The 19,534-nt window shown below is 70.5% G+C and carries 19 protein-coding genes and 1 riboswitch; of the genes, 7 read left to right on the top strand and 12 right to left on the bottom strand.

Annotated features, from left to right (window positions below):
• Positions 1 to 21: 21 nt before the first annotated feature.
• The 4 genes from DT019_RS20260 to DT019_RS20245 all read right to left on the bottom strand — a co-directional run bounded on the left by DT019_RS20260 (position 22) and on the right by DT019_RS20245 (position 3,926).
• Positions 22 to 1,026 (bottom strand): ABC transporter permease, encoded by a 1,005-nt coding sequence (locus DT019_RS20260; protein WP_053726220.1) that lies wholly within the window; start codon positions 1,024 to 1,026, stop codon positions 22 to 24.
• 388 nt (positions 1,027 to 1,414) lie between these two features.
• Positions 1,415 to 2,212: an enhanced serine sensitivity protein SseB C-terminal domain-containing protein gene (locus DT019_RS20255; protein WP_114038282.1), complete on the bottom strand. Its 798-nt coding sequence runs from the start codon at positions 2,210 to 2,212 to the stop codon at positions 1,415 to 1,417.
• 169 nt (positions 2,213 to 2,381) lie between these two features.
• On the bottom strand, positions 2,382 to 3,155 hold the full coding sequence (locus tag DT019_RS20250; RefSeq protein WP_114038281.1) for an enhanced serine sensitivity protein SseB: 774 nt from the start codon (positions 3,153 to 3,155) through the stop codon (positions 2,382 to 2,384).
• 102 nt (positions 3,156 to 3,257) lie between these two features.
• Positions 3,258 to 3,926 carry an AAA family ATPase gene (locus DT019_RS20245; RefSeq protein ID WP_114038280.1) on the bottom strand — a complete coding sequence of 223 codons (669 nt, stop codon included), beginning with the start codon at positions 3,924 to 3,926 and terminating at the stop codon, positions 3,258 to 3,260.
• A 129-nt stretch (positions 3,927 to 4,055) separates the two neighbouring features.
• A riboswitch (glycine riboswitch) is annotated at positions 4,056 to 4,153 on the top strand.
• 153 nt (positions 4,154 to 4,306) lie between these two features.
• Between DT019_RS20245 and gcvT the strand changes: the two genes are divergently transcribed.
• The 4 genes from gcvT to DT019_RS20225 all read left to right on the top strand — a co-directional run bounded on the left by gcvT (position 4,307) and on the right by DT019_RS20225 (position 8,725).
• Complete coding sequence (gene gcvT / locus DT019_RS20240) at positions 4,307 to 5,431, top strand: glycine cleavage system aminomethyltransferase GcvT (RefSeq protein WP_114038279.1); 1,125 nt, start codon at positions 4,307 to 4,309, stop codon at positions 5,429 to 5,431.
• A gap of 100 nt (positions 5,432 to 5,531) precedes the next feature.
• Positions 5,532 to 5,906, top strand: a complete 375-nt coding sequence (gene gcvH, locus DT019_RS20235) for a glycine cleavage system protein GcvH (RefSeq protein ID WP_114038278.1) — start codon at positions 5,532 to 5,534, stop codon at positions 5,904 to 5,906.
• Between the two features lie 32 nt (positions 5,907 to 5,938).
• On the top strand, positions 5,939 to 7,198 hold the full coding sequence (gene glyA / locus DT019_RS20230; protein WP_114038277.1) for a serine hydroxymethyltransferase: 1,260 nt from the start codon (positions 5,939 to 5,941) through the stop codon (positions 7,196 to 7,198).
• A 156-nt stretch (positions 7,199 to 7,354) separates the two neighbouring features.
• Positions 7,355 to 8,725 carry an L-serine ammonia-lyase gene (locus DT019_RS20225; protein ID WP_114038276.1) on the top strand — a complete coding sequence of 457 codons (1,371 nt, stop codon included), beginning with the start codon at positions 7,355 to 7,357 and terminating at the stop codon, positions 8,723 to 8,725.
• 7 nt (positions 8,726 to 8,732) lie between these two features.
• On the opposite strand, the gene DT019_RS20220 is transcribed toward DT019_RS20225, so the two are convergent.
• Together DT019_RS20220 and DT019_RS20215 are read right to left on the bottom strand one after the other, a co-directional pair.
• Positions 8,733 to 9,434, bottom strand: coding sequence for an NADPH-dependent F420 reductase (locus DT019_RS20220; protein ID WP_114038275.1), 702 nt, complete (start codon positions 9,432 to 9,434; stop codon positions 8,733 to 8,735).
• A gap of 82 nt (positions 9,435 to 9,516) precedes the next feature.
• Positions 9,517 to 9,729: an EF-hand domain-containing protein gene (locus DT019_RS20215; protein WP_053726211.1), complete on the bottom strand. Its 213-nt coding sequence runs from the start codon at positions 9,727 to 9,729 to the stop codon at positions 9,517 to 9,519.
• 241 nt (positions 9,730 to 9,970) lie between these two features.
• Here DT019_RS20215 and DT019_RS20210 point away from each other — a divergent pair, with 241 nt between their 5' ends.
• From DT019_RS20210 to DT019_RS20200, 3 genes are all read left to right on the top strand, one after another.
• A complete protein-coding gene (locus DT019_RS20210) occupies positions 9,971 to 10,621 on the top strand; it encodes a GNAT family N-acetyltransferase (RefSeq protein ID WP_114038274.1) in 651 nt (216 codons plus the stop codon).
• 203 nt (positions 10,622 to 10,824) lie between these two features.
• A complete protein-coding gene (locus DT019_RS20205) occupies positions 10,825 to 11,517 on the top strand; it encodes a tRNA-dependent cyclodipeptide synthase (protein ID WP_114038273.1) in 693 nt (230 codons plus the stop codon).
• Positions 11,514 to 12,704, top strand: a complete 1,191-nt coding sequence (locus DT019_RS20200; RefSeq protein WP_114038272.1) for a cytochrome P450 — start codon at positions 11,514 to 11,516, stop codon at positions 12,702 to 12,704. The genes DT019_RS20205 and DT019_RS20200 overlap by 4 nt, the downstream gene beginning before the upstream one ends.
• A 46-nt stretch (positions 12,705 to 12,750) precedes the next feature.
• Here DT019_RS20200 and DT019_RS20195 read toward each other — a convergent pair whose 3' ends face one another.
• From DT019_RS20195 to DT019_RS20170, 6 genes are all read right to left on the bottom strand, one after another.
• Positions 12,751 to 13,938, bottom strand: a complete 1,188-nt coding sequence (locus tag DT019_RS20195) for a YncE family protein (protein ID WP_114038271.1) — start codon at positions 13,936 to 13,938, stop codon at positions 12,751 to 12,753.
• Positions 13,938 to 14,759 carry a polysaccharide deacetylase family protein gene (locus DT019_RS20190; RefSeq protein ID WP_388979852.1) on the bottom strand — a complete coding sequence of 274 codons (822 nt, stop codon included), beginning with the start codon at positions 14,757 to 14,759 and terminating at the stop codon, positions 13,938 to 13,940. Before DT019_RS20190 ends, DT019_RS20195 begins: the two co-directional genes overlap by 1 nt.
• 389 nt (positions 14,760 to 15,148) lie before the next feature.
• Positions 15,149 to 15,652, bottom strand: coding sequence for an ATP-binding protein (locus tag DT019_RS20185; RefSeq protein ID WP_189963864.1), 504 nt, complete (start codon positions 15,650 to 15,652; stop codon positions 15,149 to 15,151).
• A gap of 284 nt (positions 15,653 to 15,936) precedes the next feature.
• Entirely contained in the window at positions 15,937 to 16,704 is a 768-nt protein-coding gene (locus DT019_RS20180; protein WP_114038269.1) for an enoyl-CoA hydratase/isomerase family protein, read from the bottom strand.
• Between the two features lie 85 nt (positions 16,705 to 16,789).
• Complete coding sequence (locus DT019_RS20175; protein WP_189389748.1) at positions 16,790 to 18,031, bottom strand: Ig-like domain-containing protein; 1,242 nt, start codon at positions 18,029 to 18,031, stop codon at positions 16,790 to 16,792.
• 236 nt (positions 18,032 to 18,267) lie between these two features.
• A complete protein-coding gene (locus tag DT019_RS20170; RefSeq protein WP_114038268.1) occupies positions 18,268 to 19,497 on the bottom strand; it encodes an Ig-like domain-containing protein in 1,230 nt (409 codons plus the stop codon).
• Between the last annotated feature and the right edge of the window lie 37 nt (positions 19,498 to 19,534).

Raw genomic sequence — 19,534 nt, 5'->3', positions numbered from 1 at the left:
CGGAGTCTTCGAATTCCCGCATCAGCGGGTGCCCTTCGGGTCGAAGGCGTCGCGGACGCCGTCGCCGAAGAGGTTGAACGCCATCACGGTGATGAAGATCGCCAGACCCGGGATGATCATGAACATCGGATCGGACTGGTAGGTCGCGATAGCCGTCGACAGCATCTGCCCCCAGGAGGCCGTGGGCGGCTTGACGCCCGCCCCCAGGAAGCTGAGCGCCGCCTCGGTGAGGATGTTCGTCGGGATCATCAGCGTCATGTAGACGGTGATCGGCGCGATCAGGTTGGGCAGCAGTTCCTTGAACAGGATGTAGCCGCGGCCCGCGCCGAGGCTGCGCGCCGCCTCGACGTACTCGCGCTCGCGCAGTGACAGCGTCTGACCGCGCACGATGCGCCCGACGTACGGCCATCCGAAGAAGCCGATGACCAGGATCATCACGAGCAGCCGGACCCCGGTGCCGCTGAGCCCGAAGAGCTGGGTGGGCACCACGGAGATCAGCGCGATGATGAAGAGCAGCTGCGGGAAGGAGAGCAGCATGTCCATCACGCGGCTGATGATGGCGTCGAGCCAGCCGCCGAAGTAGCCGGCGATCACGCCGAGCACGGTGCCGACGAGCACCGCGAAGACCGCCGCGAGGAAGCCGACGAGCAGCGAGATGCGCGCGCCGTAGACGATCCGGCTGAACACGTCGCGGCCGTTGACCGGCTCAACTCCCAGCAGGAAGTGCGAGTTGATGCCACCCCAGCTGCCGATCGGCGTGGAGAGCAGCGGGTCGATCTGGTCCTCGTGGAAGTCGTCCGGCGGGTGGCCGAACGCGTCGACGATCAACGGCGCGAAGATCGCGACGAGGACCAGGAACACGACAACGATGCCACCGGTGAGGGCGAGCTTGTCCTTCTTCAGCCGGTTCCAGGCGATACGGCCCAGCGACCGCCCCTCGACCGCTCTGGTCTCGCCGCTGGGCGTGACACTGATGTCCGCGGTCGGGTCCGCGTCGGCGGGTGTGTCGTGCAATGGTGCCGTCATCGTGGCAAGGACCCCTCTCAACCGGCGGTGACCGGCCCGCACTTGCCGCTGTAGCGGCGCGTTCCCATCAGCAGTGCGAGCGGAGGGCGACACCGGGCAGCGGGTCGAGCTGCTCGCACAAGGGCCCGAACGGCCCTGCATGCCGGGAGTCTTCAATGGCCTCGCGATCACCCGCCAGACCTGGCGGCGAATGTATGCGTAAACGTGATGCGGAGAGAGGGTTTCCGTTATCCGGACGCCTGTGAACCAGGGGCGGACATGGGGAAGTTGGGGCGCAAGTGACGCGGGGCCCTATTGCGGTCTTCGCCCCACCAGAACGGACATTCCCCTTACGCGCTGGGGAAGTTGACGGGTTCTGTCCCGGTTGGTGCGCTGTGCCGGGAGGGAATCAGTACGGGCGCGGGGCGGCCGGCGGGTAGCCGTACCCGGCCGTACCGGGCGCCGGGGCGGCGTGCGCCTCGCGGTCGTAGAACGGACGGGCGCCGGCTTTGAGCCACATGGCGACCGGGTCGTACTCGTCCGACATCGCGACCGTGGACACCGCGAGCCCGTCCGGCACCGCGGCGATGGACTGCTGCATCATCGCCCGCACCGCGTCGACCGACCGCGGGCCGGTGTCGTAGAGGTCGAGCCCGATCGCGAGATACGGGGTGCCGAGCGCGGGCTGCACCCAGGCCCGGCGCAGCGAACGCACCGCGGGGGTGCGGTGCGCGTTCTGCGCGAGCAGGGCGTAGAACTGCGGGATCTCCACGGACGGTTCGGACAGGCGCAGCGGCCCCGCGGGCATCCGGTCGAGGCCGGTGGCGATCCGGCGCAGATCGGTCCACGGGATGCCGACACCGCCGCCGGGGGCGTGCGGATTGAGCCAGATCCCGTACCGGTCGGGGTAGAGGGCGCGGGCCACGTCCAGGGCGCCCGCCACTTCGTGCGCCCGGTTCCAGCCGCTGGCGGCGAGCTCCTGGGCGGAGGTCACACAGGGCGCGTAGGCGGCGCCGTCGACCTCCATGTTTCCGTACTGGGCGTCCGGGGAGCCGGGCCGGCCGTTCCACAGCAGCATCCAGACCTGGCCGGTGGCCGGGTCCGCGAGCGCGTGCAGCAGCGCCTCGTACACGTCGTAGCGCCCGGGCGTCACCTGGCGCAGCATGTGCTCGACCTGCCCGGCCGCCGCGGTGCCTGACGCGCTCACCCTGGGTCCCGCCCCTCTTCGATCCACCGTGCCGACGCCTGCGCCGCCCCGCAGCCCCGGGCACACGCGTGCGGCTGCGGGGGTGCAAGGGTCATGAAACCAGGTTAAGCCGCCGCACAGACACCGCCATGACCCGGCGGGACCTGCCGCGAGGGACCCGGCGGGGTTGCTACTGGGCCCGCGCGTAGAAGGGTCGCACCCGCTCGCGCATCCAGGTCGCGACCGGATCCTGGGTCACGTCGAGCAGGACCAGGTTGACGGGCCAGCCGACCGGGACCCGGCCCAGCGCCCGGCCCAGCGCCTCCATGGGGGCGTTGCGGCCCGCCCCGTCCCAGGTGGAGAACTCCACGGCGATGAAGAGCGTGGGCGACTCGCCCTCGATGGAGGCGAGCGCGCGGCGGGCGCTGAGCACCACGCCGGTCGCCTCGAACTCCTCGGAGGCGGCCGCCAGGAAGTCGACGGGATCCTCCTGCCAGTCCGGCTCGAAGAGACGTACCCGGGCACCGGACGCGGGTCCGTCGAGCGCGGTACGCCCCGTACGGCACAGCTCGGCCACGGCGGGCGGAGGCAGGGGCATCCCGACCGCGCCCTCCGGGTTGACCACGATGCCCAGCTGCGGCGGCAGGCCGCGGGCGAACTCGACGGCGGGGGCCACGGCGAACGACATGTGGGAGCCGACGCACTGCAGGAACTGCTGCTCGGAGCTGTACACCGGGACGTAGGGGGCGCCCCCGAGCTCCATGGTCGGCAGGTCGAGGTCGGCGCTGTCCTGGCTGCCGCCGTTGGGCAGCGGCACCCACACGGCGTTGCGGCCGAGCACCTCTATCAGCCTGGGGCCCGCGTCGGGGTGGCCGAGCGCGGCCGACAGGGCCTCCTCCAGCTCGTTGCCCGGCCAGCCTCCGCCGCCGTGCGGATGCGCGAACGCCTGCTCCGGAAAGTTCATGTGCCGTCCTTCTCCCCCGACTGCTGTCGTGCCCCACGACCCTAGCGCCGCACCCGCGGCCCAGGGAAAGGCGCCGGAAAAGCCCCGGCGCGCGACGGGCCGCTACTCGGCGAAGCCGATCCGGCGCAGCACGTCGGCCGACGCCCGGTCGAGCAGGACCGCCGAGGCGCAGCCGGTCGGCAGCCGCCCGGCCTCCACCTGGGCTATGAGCCGACGGGCGGCGCCGCGGTGCCGGGCGAAGGCGTACTTCGACACCCAGCGGCCCCGGCTGGCCTGGCCCTCCAGGGCGGTGCCGGGCGGCACGTCGAGCACGACGAGCCGCAGCGCGCGTCCCCTGCGCCGCGCGCCGCGCCCCAGCCAGTGCCGCACCCACGCCTGGGTGCCGCAGTCGTGCACGACGAGGCTGTCGCCGGAGCGCAGCGCCCACCAGGTCCTGGCGAAGTGCGCGGTCCGGGTCAGCGGGCGGTACAGGGCGTACGGAACGCCGGGCAGCCGGCGCTGCCAGGCGCGGCGGGTGTCCTGCGAGTCGATCCGGCGGTCCGTGACGGTGCGGCGCATCAGCGTCGTCTTGCCGCTGCCCGGCAGGCCCGACACCACCACGACGTCGCCCGCGTCGAACAGCAGCTCCGGCGGAGTGCTCCCGGGACGGCCGCGCAGGTCGCGCACCGCCTCGGACATCAGCGGCCTGGTGCGCCGCGCGGGCGCCCCGCGGCCCGGCCCCGGTGGCGCGGCCGTCTCCCGCACCTGGCTCGTGTTGTGTCCAACCGTCATGGCACTCCCCCCTGTTCGGGTCCCGCGACCTCTGCCCATGAAGTGTAAAGAGACGGTAATGGGTCCCAACCGATTTGCCGCTTCCGGGATGCGTGCAATGATGTGCGCGCCAACTGCATACCGGCCGTTCGAATCCGCGCGGGAGAGTCCTCAGCAGCTGTGAGCTGGGGCGCCGAAGGAGCAAGTCCCTCCCTTGAATCTCTCAGGCCCCGTACCGCGCGGACGAGGCAGATCTGAAAAGCGGGCCGTCCCCTGCCGGGCGTCCCCACCCAAGGTGCAAGCCGAGCCGCGCAGCGCGCGCCGGTGAACCTCTCAGGTTCCGATGACAGATGGGGAGGATGTCCTCGACCGTCATGCCCCGGGACCTTGGAGCCACATCCATGAGCAACGCCCCCCGCCTCACCGCCCTCGATGCCCTGCATCGTTCGCTGGGCGCCACGATGACCGACTTCGCGGGCTGGGACATGCCGCTGCGGTACGGGAGCGAGCGCGACGAGCACAACGCCGTCCGCACCCGCGCCGGGCTCTTCGACCTGTCCCACATGGGCGAGATCACGGTCACCGGCCCCGAGGCCATGAAGGCGCTGAACCACGCGCTCGTCGGCAACATCGCCACCATCGGCCCCGGCCGCGCCCGGTACACGATGATCTGCCAGGAGGACGGCGGGATCCTGGACGACCTGATCGTCTACCGCCTGGGCGAGCCCGAGACCCCCGAGTACCTGGTGGTCGCCAACGCGGGCAACGCGCAGATCGTGCTCGACGCGCTCACCGAGCGCGCCGCCGGGTTCGACGCCGAGGTCCGCGACGACCGCGACGCCTACGCGCTGATCGCCGTCCAGGGCCCCGAGTCCCCCGGCATCCTGAAGTCCGTCACGGACGCCGACCTGGACGGCCTCAAGTACTACGCGGGGCTGCCCGGCACGGTCGCCGGCGTCCCCGCCCTCATCGCCCGCACCGGCTACACCGGCGAGGACGGCTTCGAGCTGTTCGTGGCGCCGGAGCACGCCGAGCAGCTGTGGCGCGCGCTGACCGAGGCCGGTCAGGACGCGGGCCTGGTGCCCTGCGGCCTGTCCTGCCGCGACACGCTGCGCCTGGAGGCGGGCATGCCGCTGTACGGGCACGAGCTGACCACCGCGCTCACCCCGTTCGACGCCGGTCTCGGCCGGGTCGTGAAGTTCGAGAAGGACGGCGACTTCGTGGGCCGTGCGGCGCTGGAGGCCGCCGCCGAGAAGGCGGCCGCGAACCCGCCGCGCAAGCTGGTCGGGCTGATCGCCGAGGGCCGCCGGGTGCCGCGCGCCGGGTTCTCCGTGGTCGCGGACGGCGCGGTCGTGGGCGAGGTCACCTCCGGCGCCCCGTCCCCGACGCTGGGCAGGCCGATCGCCATCGCGTACGTGGACGCCGCGCACGCCGCGCCGGGCACCCCCGGGGTCGGCATCGACATCCGCGGCACGCACGAGGCCTACGAGGTCGTCGCGCTTCCCTTCTACAAGCGCGAGAAGTGACCTTCCCGTCCCCCTCGCACCACCCCTCTCGTCCCACTGTGCGAGACACACGGCGAGACCCCGTCAGCAGCACTCCCCCGCGTACAGGAGAATCCAGGTCATGAGCAACCCGCAGCAGCTGCGCTACAGCAAGGAGCACGAGTGGCTGTCGGCCGCCGAGGACGGTGTGTCGACGGTCGGCATCACGGAGCACGCGGCCAACGCGCTCGGTGACGTCGTGTACGTACAGCTTCCGGAGGTGGGTGACACGGTGACCGCGGGCGAGACCTGCGGCGAACTGGAGTCCACCAAGTCGGTCAGCGACCTGTACTCCCCGGTCACCGGCGAGGTCGTCGCCGCCAACCAGGACGTCGTGGACGACCCTTCTCTCGTCAACTCGGCCCCGTTCGAGGGCGGTTGGCTGTTCAAGGTGAAGGTCACGGACGAGCCGGGCGACCTGCTCTCCGCCGACGAGTACACCGACTTCGCCAGCTGACCTAGAGACCACAGGGATACAGGGATCGTCTGATGTCGCTTCTGAACCAGCCCCTCCACGAGCTGGACCCGGACGTCGCCGCCGCCGTCGACGCCGAGCTCCACCGTCAGCAGTCCACCCTCGAGATGATCGCCTCGGAGAACTTCGCTCCGGTCGCGGTCATGGAGGCCCAGGGCTCGGTCCTCACCAACAAGTACGCCGAGGGCTACCCGGGCCGCCGCTACTACGGCGGCTGCGAGCACGTCGACGTGGTCGAGCAGATCGCGATCGACCGCATCAAGGCGCTCTTCGGCGCCGAGGCCGCCAACGTGCAGCCGCACTCGGGCGCCCAGGCGAACGCGGCCGCGATGTTCGCGCTGCTCAAGCCGGGCGACACGATCATGGGTCTGAACCTGGCCCACGGCGGTCACCTGACCCACGGCATGAAGATCAACTTCTCCGGCAAGCTCTACAACGTGGTCCCGTACCACGTCGACGAGACCGGCGAGGTCGACATGGCCGAGGTCGAGCGCCTGGCCAAGGAGTCCAAGCCGCAGCTGATCGTGGCCGGCTGGTCCGCCTACCCGCGGCAGCTCGACTTCGCCGCGTTCCGCCGGATCGCGGACGAGGTCGGCGCCTACCTGATGGTCGACATGGCCCACTTCGCGGGCCTGGTCGCCGCGGGTCTGCACCCCAACCCGGTGCCGCACGCCCACGTCGTGACCACCACCACGCACAAGACCCTCGGCGGCCCGCGCGGCGGTGTCATCCTGTCGACGCAGGAGCTCGCCAAGAAGATCAACTCGGCGGTCTTCCCCGGTCAGCAGGGCGGCCCCCTGGAGCACGTGATCGCGGCCAAGGCGGTCTCGTTCAAGGTCGCGGCCTCGCCGGAGTTCAAGGAGCGCCAGCAGCGCACCCTGGACGGCGCCCGGATCCTGGCCGAGCGCCTGGTCCAGGACGACGTGAAGGCCGTCGGCGTCGACGTCCTGACCGGCGGCACCGACGTGCACCTGGTCCTGGTGGACCTGCGCAACTCGGAGCTCGACGGCCAGCAGGCGGAGGACCGCCTCCACGAGGTCGGCATCACGGTCAACCGCAACGCCATCCCGAACGACCCGCGGCCGCCGATGGTCACCTCGGGCCTGCGGATCGGCACCCCGGCGCTCGCCACCCGCGGCTTCGGCGACGACGACTTCCGCGAGGTCGCCGACATCATCGCCGAGACCCTGAAGCCGGACTTCGACAAGGACGCCCTGGCCGCCCGGGTGTCCGCTCTGGCCGCCAAGCACCCGCTGTACCCCGGCCTGAAGTAGTTTCGTACGCTTTAGTTCTCGGTTCATTCCGTACGAAGCCCCGGGGCACCGCGCACACTGGGAAGTGAGCGCGGTGCCCCATCCCATGCTGTGCCGGCTTTGCTCTGCACCACCCCGGCAGACAACGGCGTCTACCAGACCCCCCAAGGAGTCCCCGTGGCCATCTCGGTCTTCGACCTGTTCTCGATCGGCATCGGCCCGTCCAGCTCCCACACCGTCGGTCCGATGCGGGCGGCCCGGATGTTCGCGGCCCGGCTGAAGAACGAGGGCCTGATCGCGCACACCGCGCGGATACGCGCGGAGCTGTACGGCTCGCTCGGCGCCACCGGCCACGGCCACGGCACGCCGAAGGCGGTGCTGCTCGGCCTGGAGGGCGCCTCCCCGCGCACGGTCGACGTGGAGACCGCCGACGACCGGGTGGAGCAGATCAAGGACGCGGGGCGGCTCAACGTGCTGGGCATGCACGAGATCGACTTCGCCTACGACGACGACCTCGTCCTGCACCGCCGCAAGGCGCTGCCCTACCACGCCAACGGCATGACGGTCTTCGCCTACGACCTCGACGGCGCGCTGATCCTGGAGAAGACGTACTACTCGGTGGGTGGCGGCTTCGTCGTCGACGAGGACGCGGTGGCGGGCGACAACCCGATCGTGCCGGACGACACCGTACTCAAGCACCCCTTCCGCACCGGCGACGAGCTGCTTCGGCTGGCCCGGGACACCGGTCTGTCGATCTCCGCGCTGATGCTGGAGAACGAGAAGGCCTGGCGCACCGAGGACGAGATCCGCTCCGGGCTGCTCGACATCTGGCGGGTCATGCAGGCCTGTGTCTCGCGCGGCATGTCCCGCGAGGGCATCCTGCCCGGCGGCCTCAAGGTCCGCCGCCGCGCCGCCACCACCGCCCGCCAGCTGCGCGCGGAGGGCAATCCCGAGGCGCACGCCATGGAGTGGGCGACGCTGTACGCGATGGCCGTCAACGAGGAGAACGCGGCGGGCGGCCGGGTCGTGACCGCCCCCACCAACGGCGCGGCGGGCATCATCCCGGCGGTGCTGCACTACTACACGAACTTCGTGCCCGGCGCGGACGAGGACGGCATCGTGCGCTTCCTGCTCTCGGCGGGTGCGATCGGCATGCTGTTCAAGGAGAACGCCTCGATCTCCGGCGCCGAGGTCGGCTGCCAGGGCGAGGTCGGCTCCGCCTGCTCGATGGCGGCGGGCGCGCTCGCCGAGGTGCTCGGCGGCACCCCGGAGCAGGTGGAGAACGCGGCCGAGATCGGCATGGAGCACAACCTGGGTCTGACCTGCGACCCGGTCGGCGGTCTGGTCCAGATCCCGTGCATCGAGCGCAACGGCATGGCCGCCGTGAAGGCCGTCACCGCCGCCAAGATGGCGATGCGCGGTGACGGCAGCCACAAGGTGTCCCTGGACAAGGTCATCAAGACGATGAAGGAGACGGGGGCCGACATGAGCGTCAAGTACAAGGAGACCGCCCGCGGCGGCCTCGCCGTCAACATCATCGAGTGCTGAGCACCGCTCAGAAGCTGTGCGCCGCGGGGCGCTCCCTGGGCGCCGCCGCGAGCGCCTCGGTGACCTCCGCGACGCCGCCGCGCAGCCCGTAGACGGGGGTGGCGGGCTGCTGGCGCCAGGAGTCGTCGATGCCGCCCGCGTCCACGGTGTCGAAGCCCAGCTCGTCGACGAGCTCGCGGACCAGCTGCTTGGCCGCCGCGTCGTCGCCCGCCACCGGCACCGCGATCCGCTCGGGGTCGCCCTTGGGGCGCGGGCGCTCCAGCAGGTCCTGCGCGTAGGTGCCGTTGAAGACCTTGATCACCGGGTGGCCGATGTGCTGCTCGGTCCAGCGGCTCTCGGGCAGGCCCTCCTCGATCGCGTCGATCCGGCCGTCGCGCTCCTTGGGGTAGTAGTTCCCGGTGTCGATGACGGCGAGGCCGTCGGCCGCGCCGTCGAGGAAGCCCTTGGGCAGGTCGGGTACGTGCTTGAGCGGGATGGTGACCACGACGACCTGCGCGCCGTCGGCCGCCTCGGCGACGGTGACCGGCGTGGCGCCGGTCTCCTCGGCGAGGGCGGAAAGCGTGTGCGGGCCGCGGGAGTTGGCGACCGATACGTCGTGGCCGAGCGCGGTGAGGCGGCGGGTGAGGTTGCCGCCGATGTTGCCCGCGCCGATGATGCCGATCTTCATGAGCTGGCCTTCCGGAGTTGGTGCGTTGGCACGCTCCGGCAACCGGCGGGCCCGGGGTGTTATTCCGGCCCGGCCCCGGTGGCGTGTCCGCGCGAGCGGGCGTACGCCACCGGGCCGATCGGGGTCACTTGTTCAGCGAGGCCCAGAACTCCTCGAAGGAGAGCTTGCCGTCGCCGTTGGCGTCCTTGGCCTTGATGATGGCCTGGGCCACCGTCTCGGTGACGTGGAAGTCGCCCAGCTGCGCCATGACCGCCTTGTACTCGCTCGCGGTGACGCGTCCGTCGCCGTCGATGTCGAGCTTCGCGAACGCCTTGCGCGCCTCTTCGATGTCCGCCACTGGGTCCACCCCTTTGTTGGTGCTACTGCTTGGTGCGTTTCTGACGCGGGTCAGATTAGCTGCCGACGCGGGCGCACGGTGCGGCGGCCAGGGGTTGGAGGGCGGCGTCCGCGCCGGGGGCGGACATCGCCGATCATGGAGTCGAGTGGCCGGTTTCCTCCGGGTGGAGACCCCGGGCCGCTCGGCGCACTGCATCAGGAACACAGGAACACAGGAACACGGGAAGAACGGAAACGGGGACATGGCGCATCGCACGGCCGGGGGGCTCGGCGACATCCTGGCGGCCGCCGCACGGGGACAGTTCCCGCCGGCAAACGGCGGGACGACGGTGGTGGCACAGCCGGGTCACCGGGACGCGGGCGTGCTCGCGTTCACCGCGCACTCGGTGATCTTCCTGGACGAGGACGAGGAGTGGCTCAGGGCCGCCCTGGCGCGGACGGACGCCGACCCCCTGGGCGCCTCGATGAACCCGGGGTTCCTGGCCGCGCTGATGGCCCGCACGGGCCGCTCGATGAACTGCGTCGACCTCCTGACCTGCGCGACCGCGCTGCCGGGCGAGCCCGACGTGGCGCTGACCGAGATCGAGGACCCGGAGCATCCCCGGGTCGCCCGGGCCCTGAAGTTCCGCGACGACGTGCGGGTGTGGGCGGCGGACGGCGGCGTCCTGATCCTCGGCCGGGGAGTCGCGGGCCGCTGGGAGGTCGCGGTCGAGCTGGACGCGTCCGCACGCGGCCGGGGCCTGGGTGTCCAACTGGCCACCGCTGCCCGGCACTTGGTGCCTGACCAGGTGCTGTGGGCGCAGCAGTCGCCGGGGAACGCGCGCAGCGTGCGCACCTTCCAGGCCGCGGGCTTCCGGCCGGTCGGCTCGGAGGCGCTGCTGATCGCGCACTGATAACGGGTCCGGACCCGAGCCCCTGGGACCCTGACTGTTAGAAACACGGAAAGAACGGTTTTCCGCCGCACGAAGAGGAGTTCGCGCCAACTTCATCCTGCCGCTTCCTCACGCTCCGCCACTGCCGGATAACTTCTTGCTGTCGCCGCCACACCGGGAGCACAGGGCACCCAGGGACTAGCGGCGCTGGGGCGTTTACAGCTGTGACCATCACAACTGAAGCATTCACCGTGCAGCCCTTCACGCGAAGTTGCCACCACATATGGGACGAGGGCGCTCACGTCCTCATCGGTGTGAGTCCGGGAAACAGCTACTTCAACGCCGGCCGCATCACCGAACTCGTCCGCTGGGCTTCCGCACGGTTCTCCCGCATCGACATCGTGTACGCCGACCTCCACGTGGCCGAGCTGTTCAGCGCGCTCGGCTACGAGGAGGACCACGCGGCACGCCGCGCCTCGAAGGAACTCAAGGCGGTACGCCGCAGAATCCTGCGCGGCGTCGAGGAGGCCGGGCCGGTTGTCCCGGCCGGGGTGCACGGCCTCTCGGAATTCGCCGGGAACCCGGTGTACGCGCTACTGCACCGCAGGGTGCGGCACTTCCTCGCGACCGACCCGGTCTTCCGCGCGGGCTGCGAGGGCATGGCCGCGCACTTCCTCTCCACGAAGGTCGGCGAACCGGCGGCGGACGCGCGCCAGCTCGCCGCCTGCCTCGACTACATCGCCGCGGAACTCCCCTTCTTCCTGGACACCCCGGGCATTCTCGGCGTCCCCTCCTCGGTCTCGGCCTACCACGCGCCGATCCCGCTGACCGAGCTCCTCTACGCGAAGGGCGGCGGACTGCGCGCCTCCCGCAATCAGGCCTACGCCGTGGTGCGCCCGGAAGGAATCGCCGCATGACTCCCGAGCCCGTACTCGACTTCCCGCTCTCGCGCCGCGCGGACGTGCTGCCCGAGGAGTGCGCCTGGCTGCGCGAGAAGCAGCCGGTGGCCCGGGTGCGCACGCTCACCGGCGACCACGCCTGGCTGGTGAGCAGCCACGCGCTGGCCAAACAGGTCCTGGAGGACGCCCGGTTCAGCCTCAAGGACACCGCTGGCGCCGGGGTCCCCCGCCAGTACGCGCTGACGATCCCGCCCGAGGTCGTCAACAACATGGGCAACATCAACAGTGCGGGCCTTCGCTCCGCCGTGATGAAGTCCCTCAGCCCCCGCGCGGACGGCCTCGCCGATCAACTGCGTACGCGTGCGGGCGAGTTCGTGGAGGCGCTGCTCGCCGAGGGGCCGCCGGCCGATCTCCGGGCGGGGTTCGCCGACCCCTTCTCGGCGGCGCTGCACTGCCGGGTCATCGGGGTGCCGTTCGCCGACTGGCGCCGGCTCATGTCGGGCCTCGACACCGCCTTCATGACGAGCGCGCACACCTTCGAGGGCGCGGGGCTCAACTGGTACAAGGACCTCGGCTACATGGTGGAGCGCCTGAACGCGCCCGACGTGCCGGCGGACAGCCTGCTCGGCCGGCTCGGGGCGCTGCGCGAGGACAGCGAGTCCGCCCATCTGACCGACGAGATGCTGGCCACGGTGGCGGTCTCGATGTTCGGCGCGGGGGCGGTCTCCACCTCCTCGTTCCTGGTGCTCGCGGTCCTCGCGCTGCTCCAGCACCCGGAGCTCATCGGCTACCTGCGCGAGCATCCGGAGCGCATGGGCCGGGCCGTGGACGAGCTGCTGCGCTGGAACCTGTCGATCGGCGACGGGCTGCCGCGGCTCGCCCTGGAGGACGTACGGCTGGGCGACGTGCTCGTCGCGAAGGGCGAGCTGGTGCTCGTCCTGGTGGAGGGCGCCAACTTCGACCCGGCGGTCTTCACCGACCCCGAGCGCCTCGACCTCGACCGGGAGCACAACCCGCACCTGTCGTTCGGTGCCGGGCGGCACTTCTGCCCGGCCACCGGGCTCGCCCGACTGCACGCCGAGACGGCCCTGTCGGTCCTGGCGGACCGGATGCCGGGGCTGCGCCTGGCGGTCCCGGCCGAACAGCTGGTCTGGCGCACGGGGTTCATCAAGCGCCTGCCGGAGCGGCTGCCGGTGCTGTGGTGACGCCGAGGTGCCCCGGGGCCGATGGCCTGCGGGGCACCTCGGCCGCTCAGCGGAAGATGCCGGTGTGGCCGAGCGAGTACCGGCCCGGCTGCGGGTAGACGGCGAGTCCGTGCGGGCCCGAGCCGACCGGGATGCGGGCCAGCTCCTTGCCGGTGGCGGTGTCGATGGCGTACACCTCGGAGTTGTAGCGGCCGGACAGCCAGAGCACCTTGCCGTCGGCGGAGACGCCGCCCATGTCGGGGCTGCCGCCGTCGGGCAGCTCCCACTTCTTGGTCAGCTTGTTCTGGGTGAAGTCGAAGATGGAGATGGTGCCCTCGCCGCGGTTGGAGATGTACATCTCCTTGGAGTCGCGGCTGATGTAGAGGCCGTGGCAGCCCTTGCCGGTGGGCAGCAGGGTCGGCTTGCTGAACCTGTCGCCGTCCAGGACCCACATGCCGTGCGCCATCATGTCCGCGATGTAGAAGGTCTTGCCGTCCGGGGACATCTTCACGTCCTGCGGCATCGCCCCGTCGAAGGGGATCTTCTGCTGGCCGACGACCTGCATCTTCTCGGTGTCGACCTTGAGCAGCTCACCGGAGAACTCGCAGGAGACGATGAAGTAGCGGCCGTCCATGGAGAAGTCGGCGTGGTTGACGCCCGCGCAGGTCACCGGCACCGTCTTGACCCGGTTCATGGTGACCGGGTCGCGGAAGACGAGCTCGCGGTCCATCGAGGCCATCACGATGGCGTACTTGCCGTTCGGGGTGAAGTAGAGGTTGTACGGGTCCGAGACCTGGACGGTGCGCCCGGTCTTGCCGGTCGCCGGGTCGATGGCGGTGAGCGAGTCGCCGAGGTCGTTGTTGACCCAGAGCGTCTTCATGTCCCAGGACGGCACGACGTGCTGCGGCTGGTGGCCGACCGGGATGGTCTCGATGACCTTGTAGGTGGCCGGGTCGATCACGGAGACCGTGTTGGAGTTGGTGTTGGGCACGTAGACGCGCGGCAGGAAGTTCTTGACCGCGGGCTGGAGGGCGTTCGGCCGGTCGGCCGCGTAGGCGTCCTTGGGGTCGAGGACGGGCGGCATCCCGGGCAGGCCCTGCGGCACGGCCTTCTTCGCGGCGGCGGGCGGCGGGGCGGCCTTGGTGCCGAGTGCCTCGTCCTCCTTCTTGTGCTCGGCGCCCGATCCGCAGCCGGCAAGGGCCGCGAGCAGGGCAGCCGCGAGCAGGACGGTGGTCCTCTTCGTTACGGTCGGCATCAGATCAACAGCTCCGTGGTCGTGACCGCGCGCAGTCGGCGGCGTTCCAGTTCGGCGAGTAGGGCGGGCAGCGCGGCGACCGTGTCCGCATAGCCGAAGTGCAGGCTCACCACCGATCCGTTGCGGATCTGCCCGGTGACGTTGCGGGTCACGGCCGAGGCGCCGGGCGAGGTGAAGTCGAGGGAGTCGACGTCGTAGGACAGGACGTGCGGGTACCCCGCGCGCCGGGCCAGTCTCTGCACGAGCGGCGTCGCGTCCTGGGCGCGGGAGGGCCTGAACCAGGTCCCGATGGAGCCGGTGAGCCGGCGCAGCCGGTCCGCGCAGCCGGTGATCTCGGCGTACGCCTCCGACTCGTCCAGGGCGGAGATGTCGATGTGGTTCTGGGTGTGGTTGCCGAGCTCGTGGCCGCCGTCCAGGATGCGGCGGGCCATGGCGGGCTGCTCGTCGAGCCAGCTGCCGACGGCGAGGACGGTGACCCGGGCACCGGCCTTCTCGGCTTCGGTGAGCAGGGACGTGGCGATCTTCGGGTCGCCCTGGCCGTGGAAGGTGAGCGCGACCTGGGGCCGGGCCCGGGGTCCGCTGCTGATCTGGACCGGCTGCCCGGGGAAGGACCGGGGGGCCGGTGCTGGGCGGGGTGTGTGGGGGCGGGCGGGGGCAGCGGCCGCCGCGGAGGCGGACGACGACGGTGTCGGGGAGTCGGACGGCTGCTCGCCGGCCTTGTCATCCGAACAGCCTGCCGTGAACGCCCCCGCGATGGCCGCGCCCGCCCCGGCCCGCAGGGCGCTGCGGCGGTCGACCGCACGGGGTGATGGATTCAACACATGGACATTTAAGTACTCCGGAGGGCGCTAGGTAACGATTGACCCATTTCAGGACCCCTGCGGGTCGCGGCCCCACCGGGCGCCCGAAAAGGCGATCGGATCGCCTATTCACTCAGCCGCGTCGATATTTATTCATGCTTTGAAAGGTGCGTGCTCTAGCTCACCTACGATTCACAGCTAAACTGTAATACTTCATCCCGCTATGTCCGACTAAGGACTTTTGATGATGGGCCGCCCATCTGTCATAGTCGGAGTCACGACCCCCATTGACCCGGGCCAGGTCGTCTTCAGTCGCCGTGGATCACACCCCCCCAGACCCACGGCGCCCCACAGAAGCCCCCGCGGCGCCGCACCCGGCAGCCAGGGGGCTTCTGTGATGCACGGGGTGCTCAGCGATCGGCGACCCGCATCTCGAACCAGGTGGTCTTGCCGCGCGGCAGCAGATCCACGCCCCAGCGGTCGGAGAGCTTGTCGACCAGGAACAGGCCGCGGCCGCTGATGTCGAGCTCGTGCACCGGCATCAGACAGGGCAGCCCGCGCGACGGATCGCGGACCTCGATGCGGATCCAGCCCCGGCGGCGCAGCATGCGCAAACCGAAGACGCGGGCCCCGGTGTGCCGGACCGCGTTGCCGACCAGCTCGGAGACGAGGAGCACGGCGTGCTCGGCGAGCGTCGGCGAGAGCGCCCACTGGCGCAGCACGACGGACTGGGTGATCCGGCGCGCGGTGGCGGCGGACTCCGGACGCGAGGGCAGCCGCACCTCCTCCTCCGTCGGATTACCGAACAACTCCAGCGCCTTCAGCGCCAGTTCGTCGTCGGCGGACGGCATCCACCGTGCCGCGGTCGCACTCACGCGCTGCGCCGGTTGTTCCACACCCTCCAACCCCGCCATGCCACCATCATGGCGGCCCGGGGCGGCCTCCGGGGCCGTTCCCCAGGAATCAGGACTCCGGAACCTGACGTTCCGGAGTCCTGATTTGGCATATGACGGGGGCAGTCGATGATGCATCGCACCCGTCCCGACCTGCAATGACGTGCTGCGTTTGCTTGATCACCAAGCGTTCCGAAAGGGTTCTGCTTAAGGTCGGCTTAAGCCTGTGCTAATCCCCCCACAGGGTGTACACACGGCCCTCACATGTACAGCGCACCGTTGACCCCGCCTCAACTCCGCTGCCGTCAGAGGAACTTGGCCTTCCCGGGGCCCTCCTCCACGAAGCTGCGCATGCCGCGCTCGCGGTCCTCGGTGGCGAACAGACCCGCGAACCAGTTGCGTTCGACGGCGAGCCCCGTGTCGATGTCGGTCTCCAGACCGGCGTCGATGGACTCCTTGGCGGCACGCAGCGCGATGGCCGGGCCCTGCGCGAGCCGCGCGGCCCAGGCCACGGCCCGCTCGTACACCTCGGCCGCCGGCACCACCTGGTCGACCAGGCCGATGGCGAGCGCCTCGTCCGCCTTCACCTGGCGGCCCGTGAAGATGAGGTCCTTGGCCTTGGACGGGCCCACGAGCCGTGCCAGCCGCTGGGTGCCGCCGGCGCCCGGGATGAGGCCGAGCAGGATCTCGGGCTGGCCCAGCTTGGCGTTGTCACCCGCGATGCGGAAGTCGGCGCAGAGCGCCAACTCGCAGCCGCCGCCCAGCGCGTAGCCGGTGACGGCCGCCACGACCGGCTTGGGGATCTTGGCGACGGCGGTGAAGGAGTCCTGCAGCGCCCGGCCGCGTACGACCATCGCCGCGTGGTCCATGGCCTGCATCTCCTTGATGTCCGCGCCCGCCGCGAACAGCTTCTCCCCGCCGTACAGGACCACGGCCCGCACGTCCGTGCGCCGGGCCGCCTCCTCGGCCAGCTCGCGCAGCCGGTCCTGGGTCGCGACGTCGAGGGCGTTCATCGGGGGGCGGTCCAGGCGGATGGTGCCGACGCCTTCGGAAACTTCGAGGTTCACAGTCATGAAGGCAGGTTAACGGTCACTAACGACAACGGACCCGGTGCTGTCGCTCACAGCCCGGGTCCGTCGGTCGGTCTCGTACGAGGAGTTACTTGGTCCACTCCGACCAGGAGAGGTTCCAGCCGTTGAGGCCGTTGTCGGGCTGGATGACCTTGTCCTTGGAGTTCTTCACGACGACCACGTCACCGATGAGTGAGTTGTTGTAGAACCAGGCCGCCGGCGTGGACGGGTCGCCCGCGCCGCGCGCGTCGCGCAGACCGACGCAGCCGTGGCTGGTGTTGGCCGAGCCGAACACCGACGGGTCGCCCCAGTAGTTGCCGTGGATGAAGGTGCCCGAGCTGGACAGGCGCATCGCGTGCGGCACGTCCTTGATGTCGTACTCGCCGCCGAAGCCGACCGTGGCCCCGTTCATCCGGGTCACCTCGTACTTCTCGCTGATGACCATCTGCCCGTTGTACGTGGTGTTCGCCGGGGAGCCCGCGCTGATCGGGATGGTCTTCAGGGGCTTGCCGTCGCGCTCCACCTTCATGGTGTGGGCGCTCGCGTCGACGGTGGAGACCTGGGAGCGGCCGATGGTGAAGTGGATGGTGCGGGTCTGCTTGCCGTAGACACCGGGGCGGCCCTCGACGCCGTCGAGGTTGAACTTGACGGTGACCTTGGTGCCGGGAGCCCAGTACTGCTCGGGCCGGAAGTCGAGGCGGTCGTTGCCGAACCAGTGGCCCTCGACCGGGACGGACGGCTCGGCCGTCACGGTGATCGCCTTCTTCACCGCGTCCGGGTTGGTGATCCCGCGGCTGAAGTTGATGGAGACCGGCATGCCCACGCCGACGGTCTCGCCGTCCTCGGGCACGTACTGGCCGATGAAGGTGTTGGTCGGCACGAGGGTGGTGAAGGTGGTGTCCTTGGCGGACTCGCGGCCCTTGGCGTCCTTGGCGACCGCGTGGACCTTGTACTGCGTCGCGGAGGCGAGGTGCTGGTCCGGGGCCCAGCCGAGGCCGTCCGCGGATATCTTGCCCGCGACCGCGTTGCCCTTGCTGTCGGCCACGGTGACGGCGGACAGCTTGCCCTTGTCGGCGGATATCTTCAGCGCGCCGTTCGTGGCCACGTCCTTGGCGTTGTCCGCCGGCAGGATGGTGACGACGGCTTCGGAGGCCTTGGTGTCCTCGCCGCCGCCGCTGCCCGCCTTGGCCTTGGAGCTGGAGCCGTCGCCCCCGCCGCACGCGGTGACCAGCAGCAGCATCGCGCCGAACAGCAGGGCCAGCAGTGCGCCGCCCCGGCTCCCGCGCCGCCCGGCCCCGGCCGAAGCCCCCGAAATTGGCTGCCCGTTCAAGACTTTTTCTCCCCTCGCACGGCGTGGCCCCGCCACCGCCCGCACTCACTCACCCCCGCGCACGTCCTCGCGCACGCACGGCGCTAGATAATCACACCGGAAGGGCCCCGATCTCCCCTCCCATGTCACCGTTCAGTCCCAACTTGTCCGGGAACCCTCAGGTAAAACACAGGAACCGTTCCCGGTTCGTTAACCGGGAACGGTCAGGGGCCGTGCGTTCGAGGGGTGAGCCCGAATCAGGAGATCGCGGAGCCCGCCTTCCACTTCGCCCAGTCCAGGTTCCAGCCACTGAGCCCGTTGTCGGGCGCGACCTGACGGTCGTGGGAGTTGACGACCTCGACCACGTCGCCGATGAGGGTGCGGTCGAAGAACCAGCCCGCCGGGGTGTCCGAGCTGCCGCCCTTCACATCCCGCAGACCGACACACCCATGGCTGGTGTTGGAGTTGCCGAAGGTGCTGGAGGGGGCCCAGTAGTTGCCGTGCAGGAAGGTGCCGGTGTTGGTCAGCCGGATGGCGTGCGGAACGTCCGGGATGTCGTACTCCCCTCCGAAGCCGACGGTCTGGCTGTTCATCCGCGTCACGTCGTACATCTCGGTGACGACCATCTTCCCGTTGTACGTGGTGTTCTTCGGCGAGCCCGCCGAGATCGGCAGCGTGGACACCAGCTCGCCGCCCCGCCGCACCTCCATGGTGTGCGCCTCCGCGTCCACGAGGGACTCCTGGGCGCGCCCCACGGTGAAGCCCACCGTCTTGTCCTGGATGCCGTACACGCCGGGGGCCGCGACCACGTCGCGCAGATGCATGTCGACGGTGACCTTGGTGCCGGGCGCCCAGTACTTCTCGGGCCGGAAGTCGAGCCGGTCCTTGCCGAACCAGTGGCCCCGCACGTCCACCGGGGGCTGCGAGGTGATCCTGATGGCGCGCTCGACGGCCGCCCGGTCCTTGATCGCCTGGTTGAAGTTGAACGAGACGATCATGCCGACGCCCACCGTCGAACGGTTCTCCGGCTTGAAGTAGCCGATGAACCGGTGCTCGGGCACATACGTGGTGAAGGTCGTGTGGCGGGCCTGGCGCCTGCCGTGGCCGTCCAGGGCGACGGTGTCCACCGTGTACAGCGCGGCCAGTTGCAGCGAGCCCGCGCTCGGTGTCCAGGTGAGCCCGTCCGCGGAGATCCTGCCCGGCACCTCCTCGGGCTGGGCGTCCTCCGTCTTCATCATCCTGACCCGCTCAAGGCGCCCGCCCGGCACCCGCACCTCCACCTTCCCGTCCGCCTTGACCCCCTTGGCCCCGTCGTCCGGAGTCACCAGGATGGCCTCCTTCGGCGTCAACGGCTTGCCCCCGATGTCGCCGATGTCCAGGGTGCCGCCCGAGCACCCGGTCAGCGCGGTCACCAGGACCGCCGTCAGTCCTGCCCATGCCAGGGCGGCGGCCGCGCCCGCCCCTGCCCGCTTCAGTACGTCTCTCACGCCCCGCCCAACGACCGGGCCCCGCCCAGGGAAACGT

The organism is Streptomyces sp. SDr-06, assembly GCF_003324565.1.
Classification (GTDB): domain Bacteria; phylum Actinomycetota; class Actinomycetes; order Streptomycetales; family Streptomycetaceae; genus Streptomyces.
The sequence above is the reverse complement of the archived record's forward strand: the minus strand, read 5'-3'. Positions and strand labels throughout refer to the sequence as shown.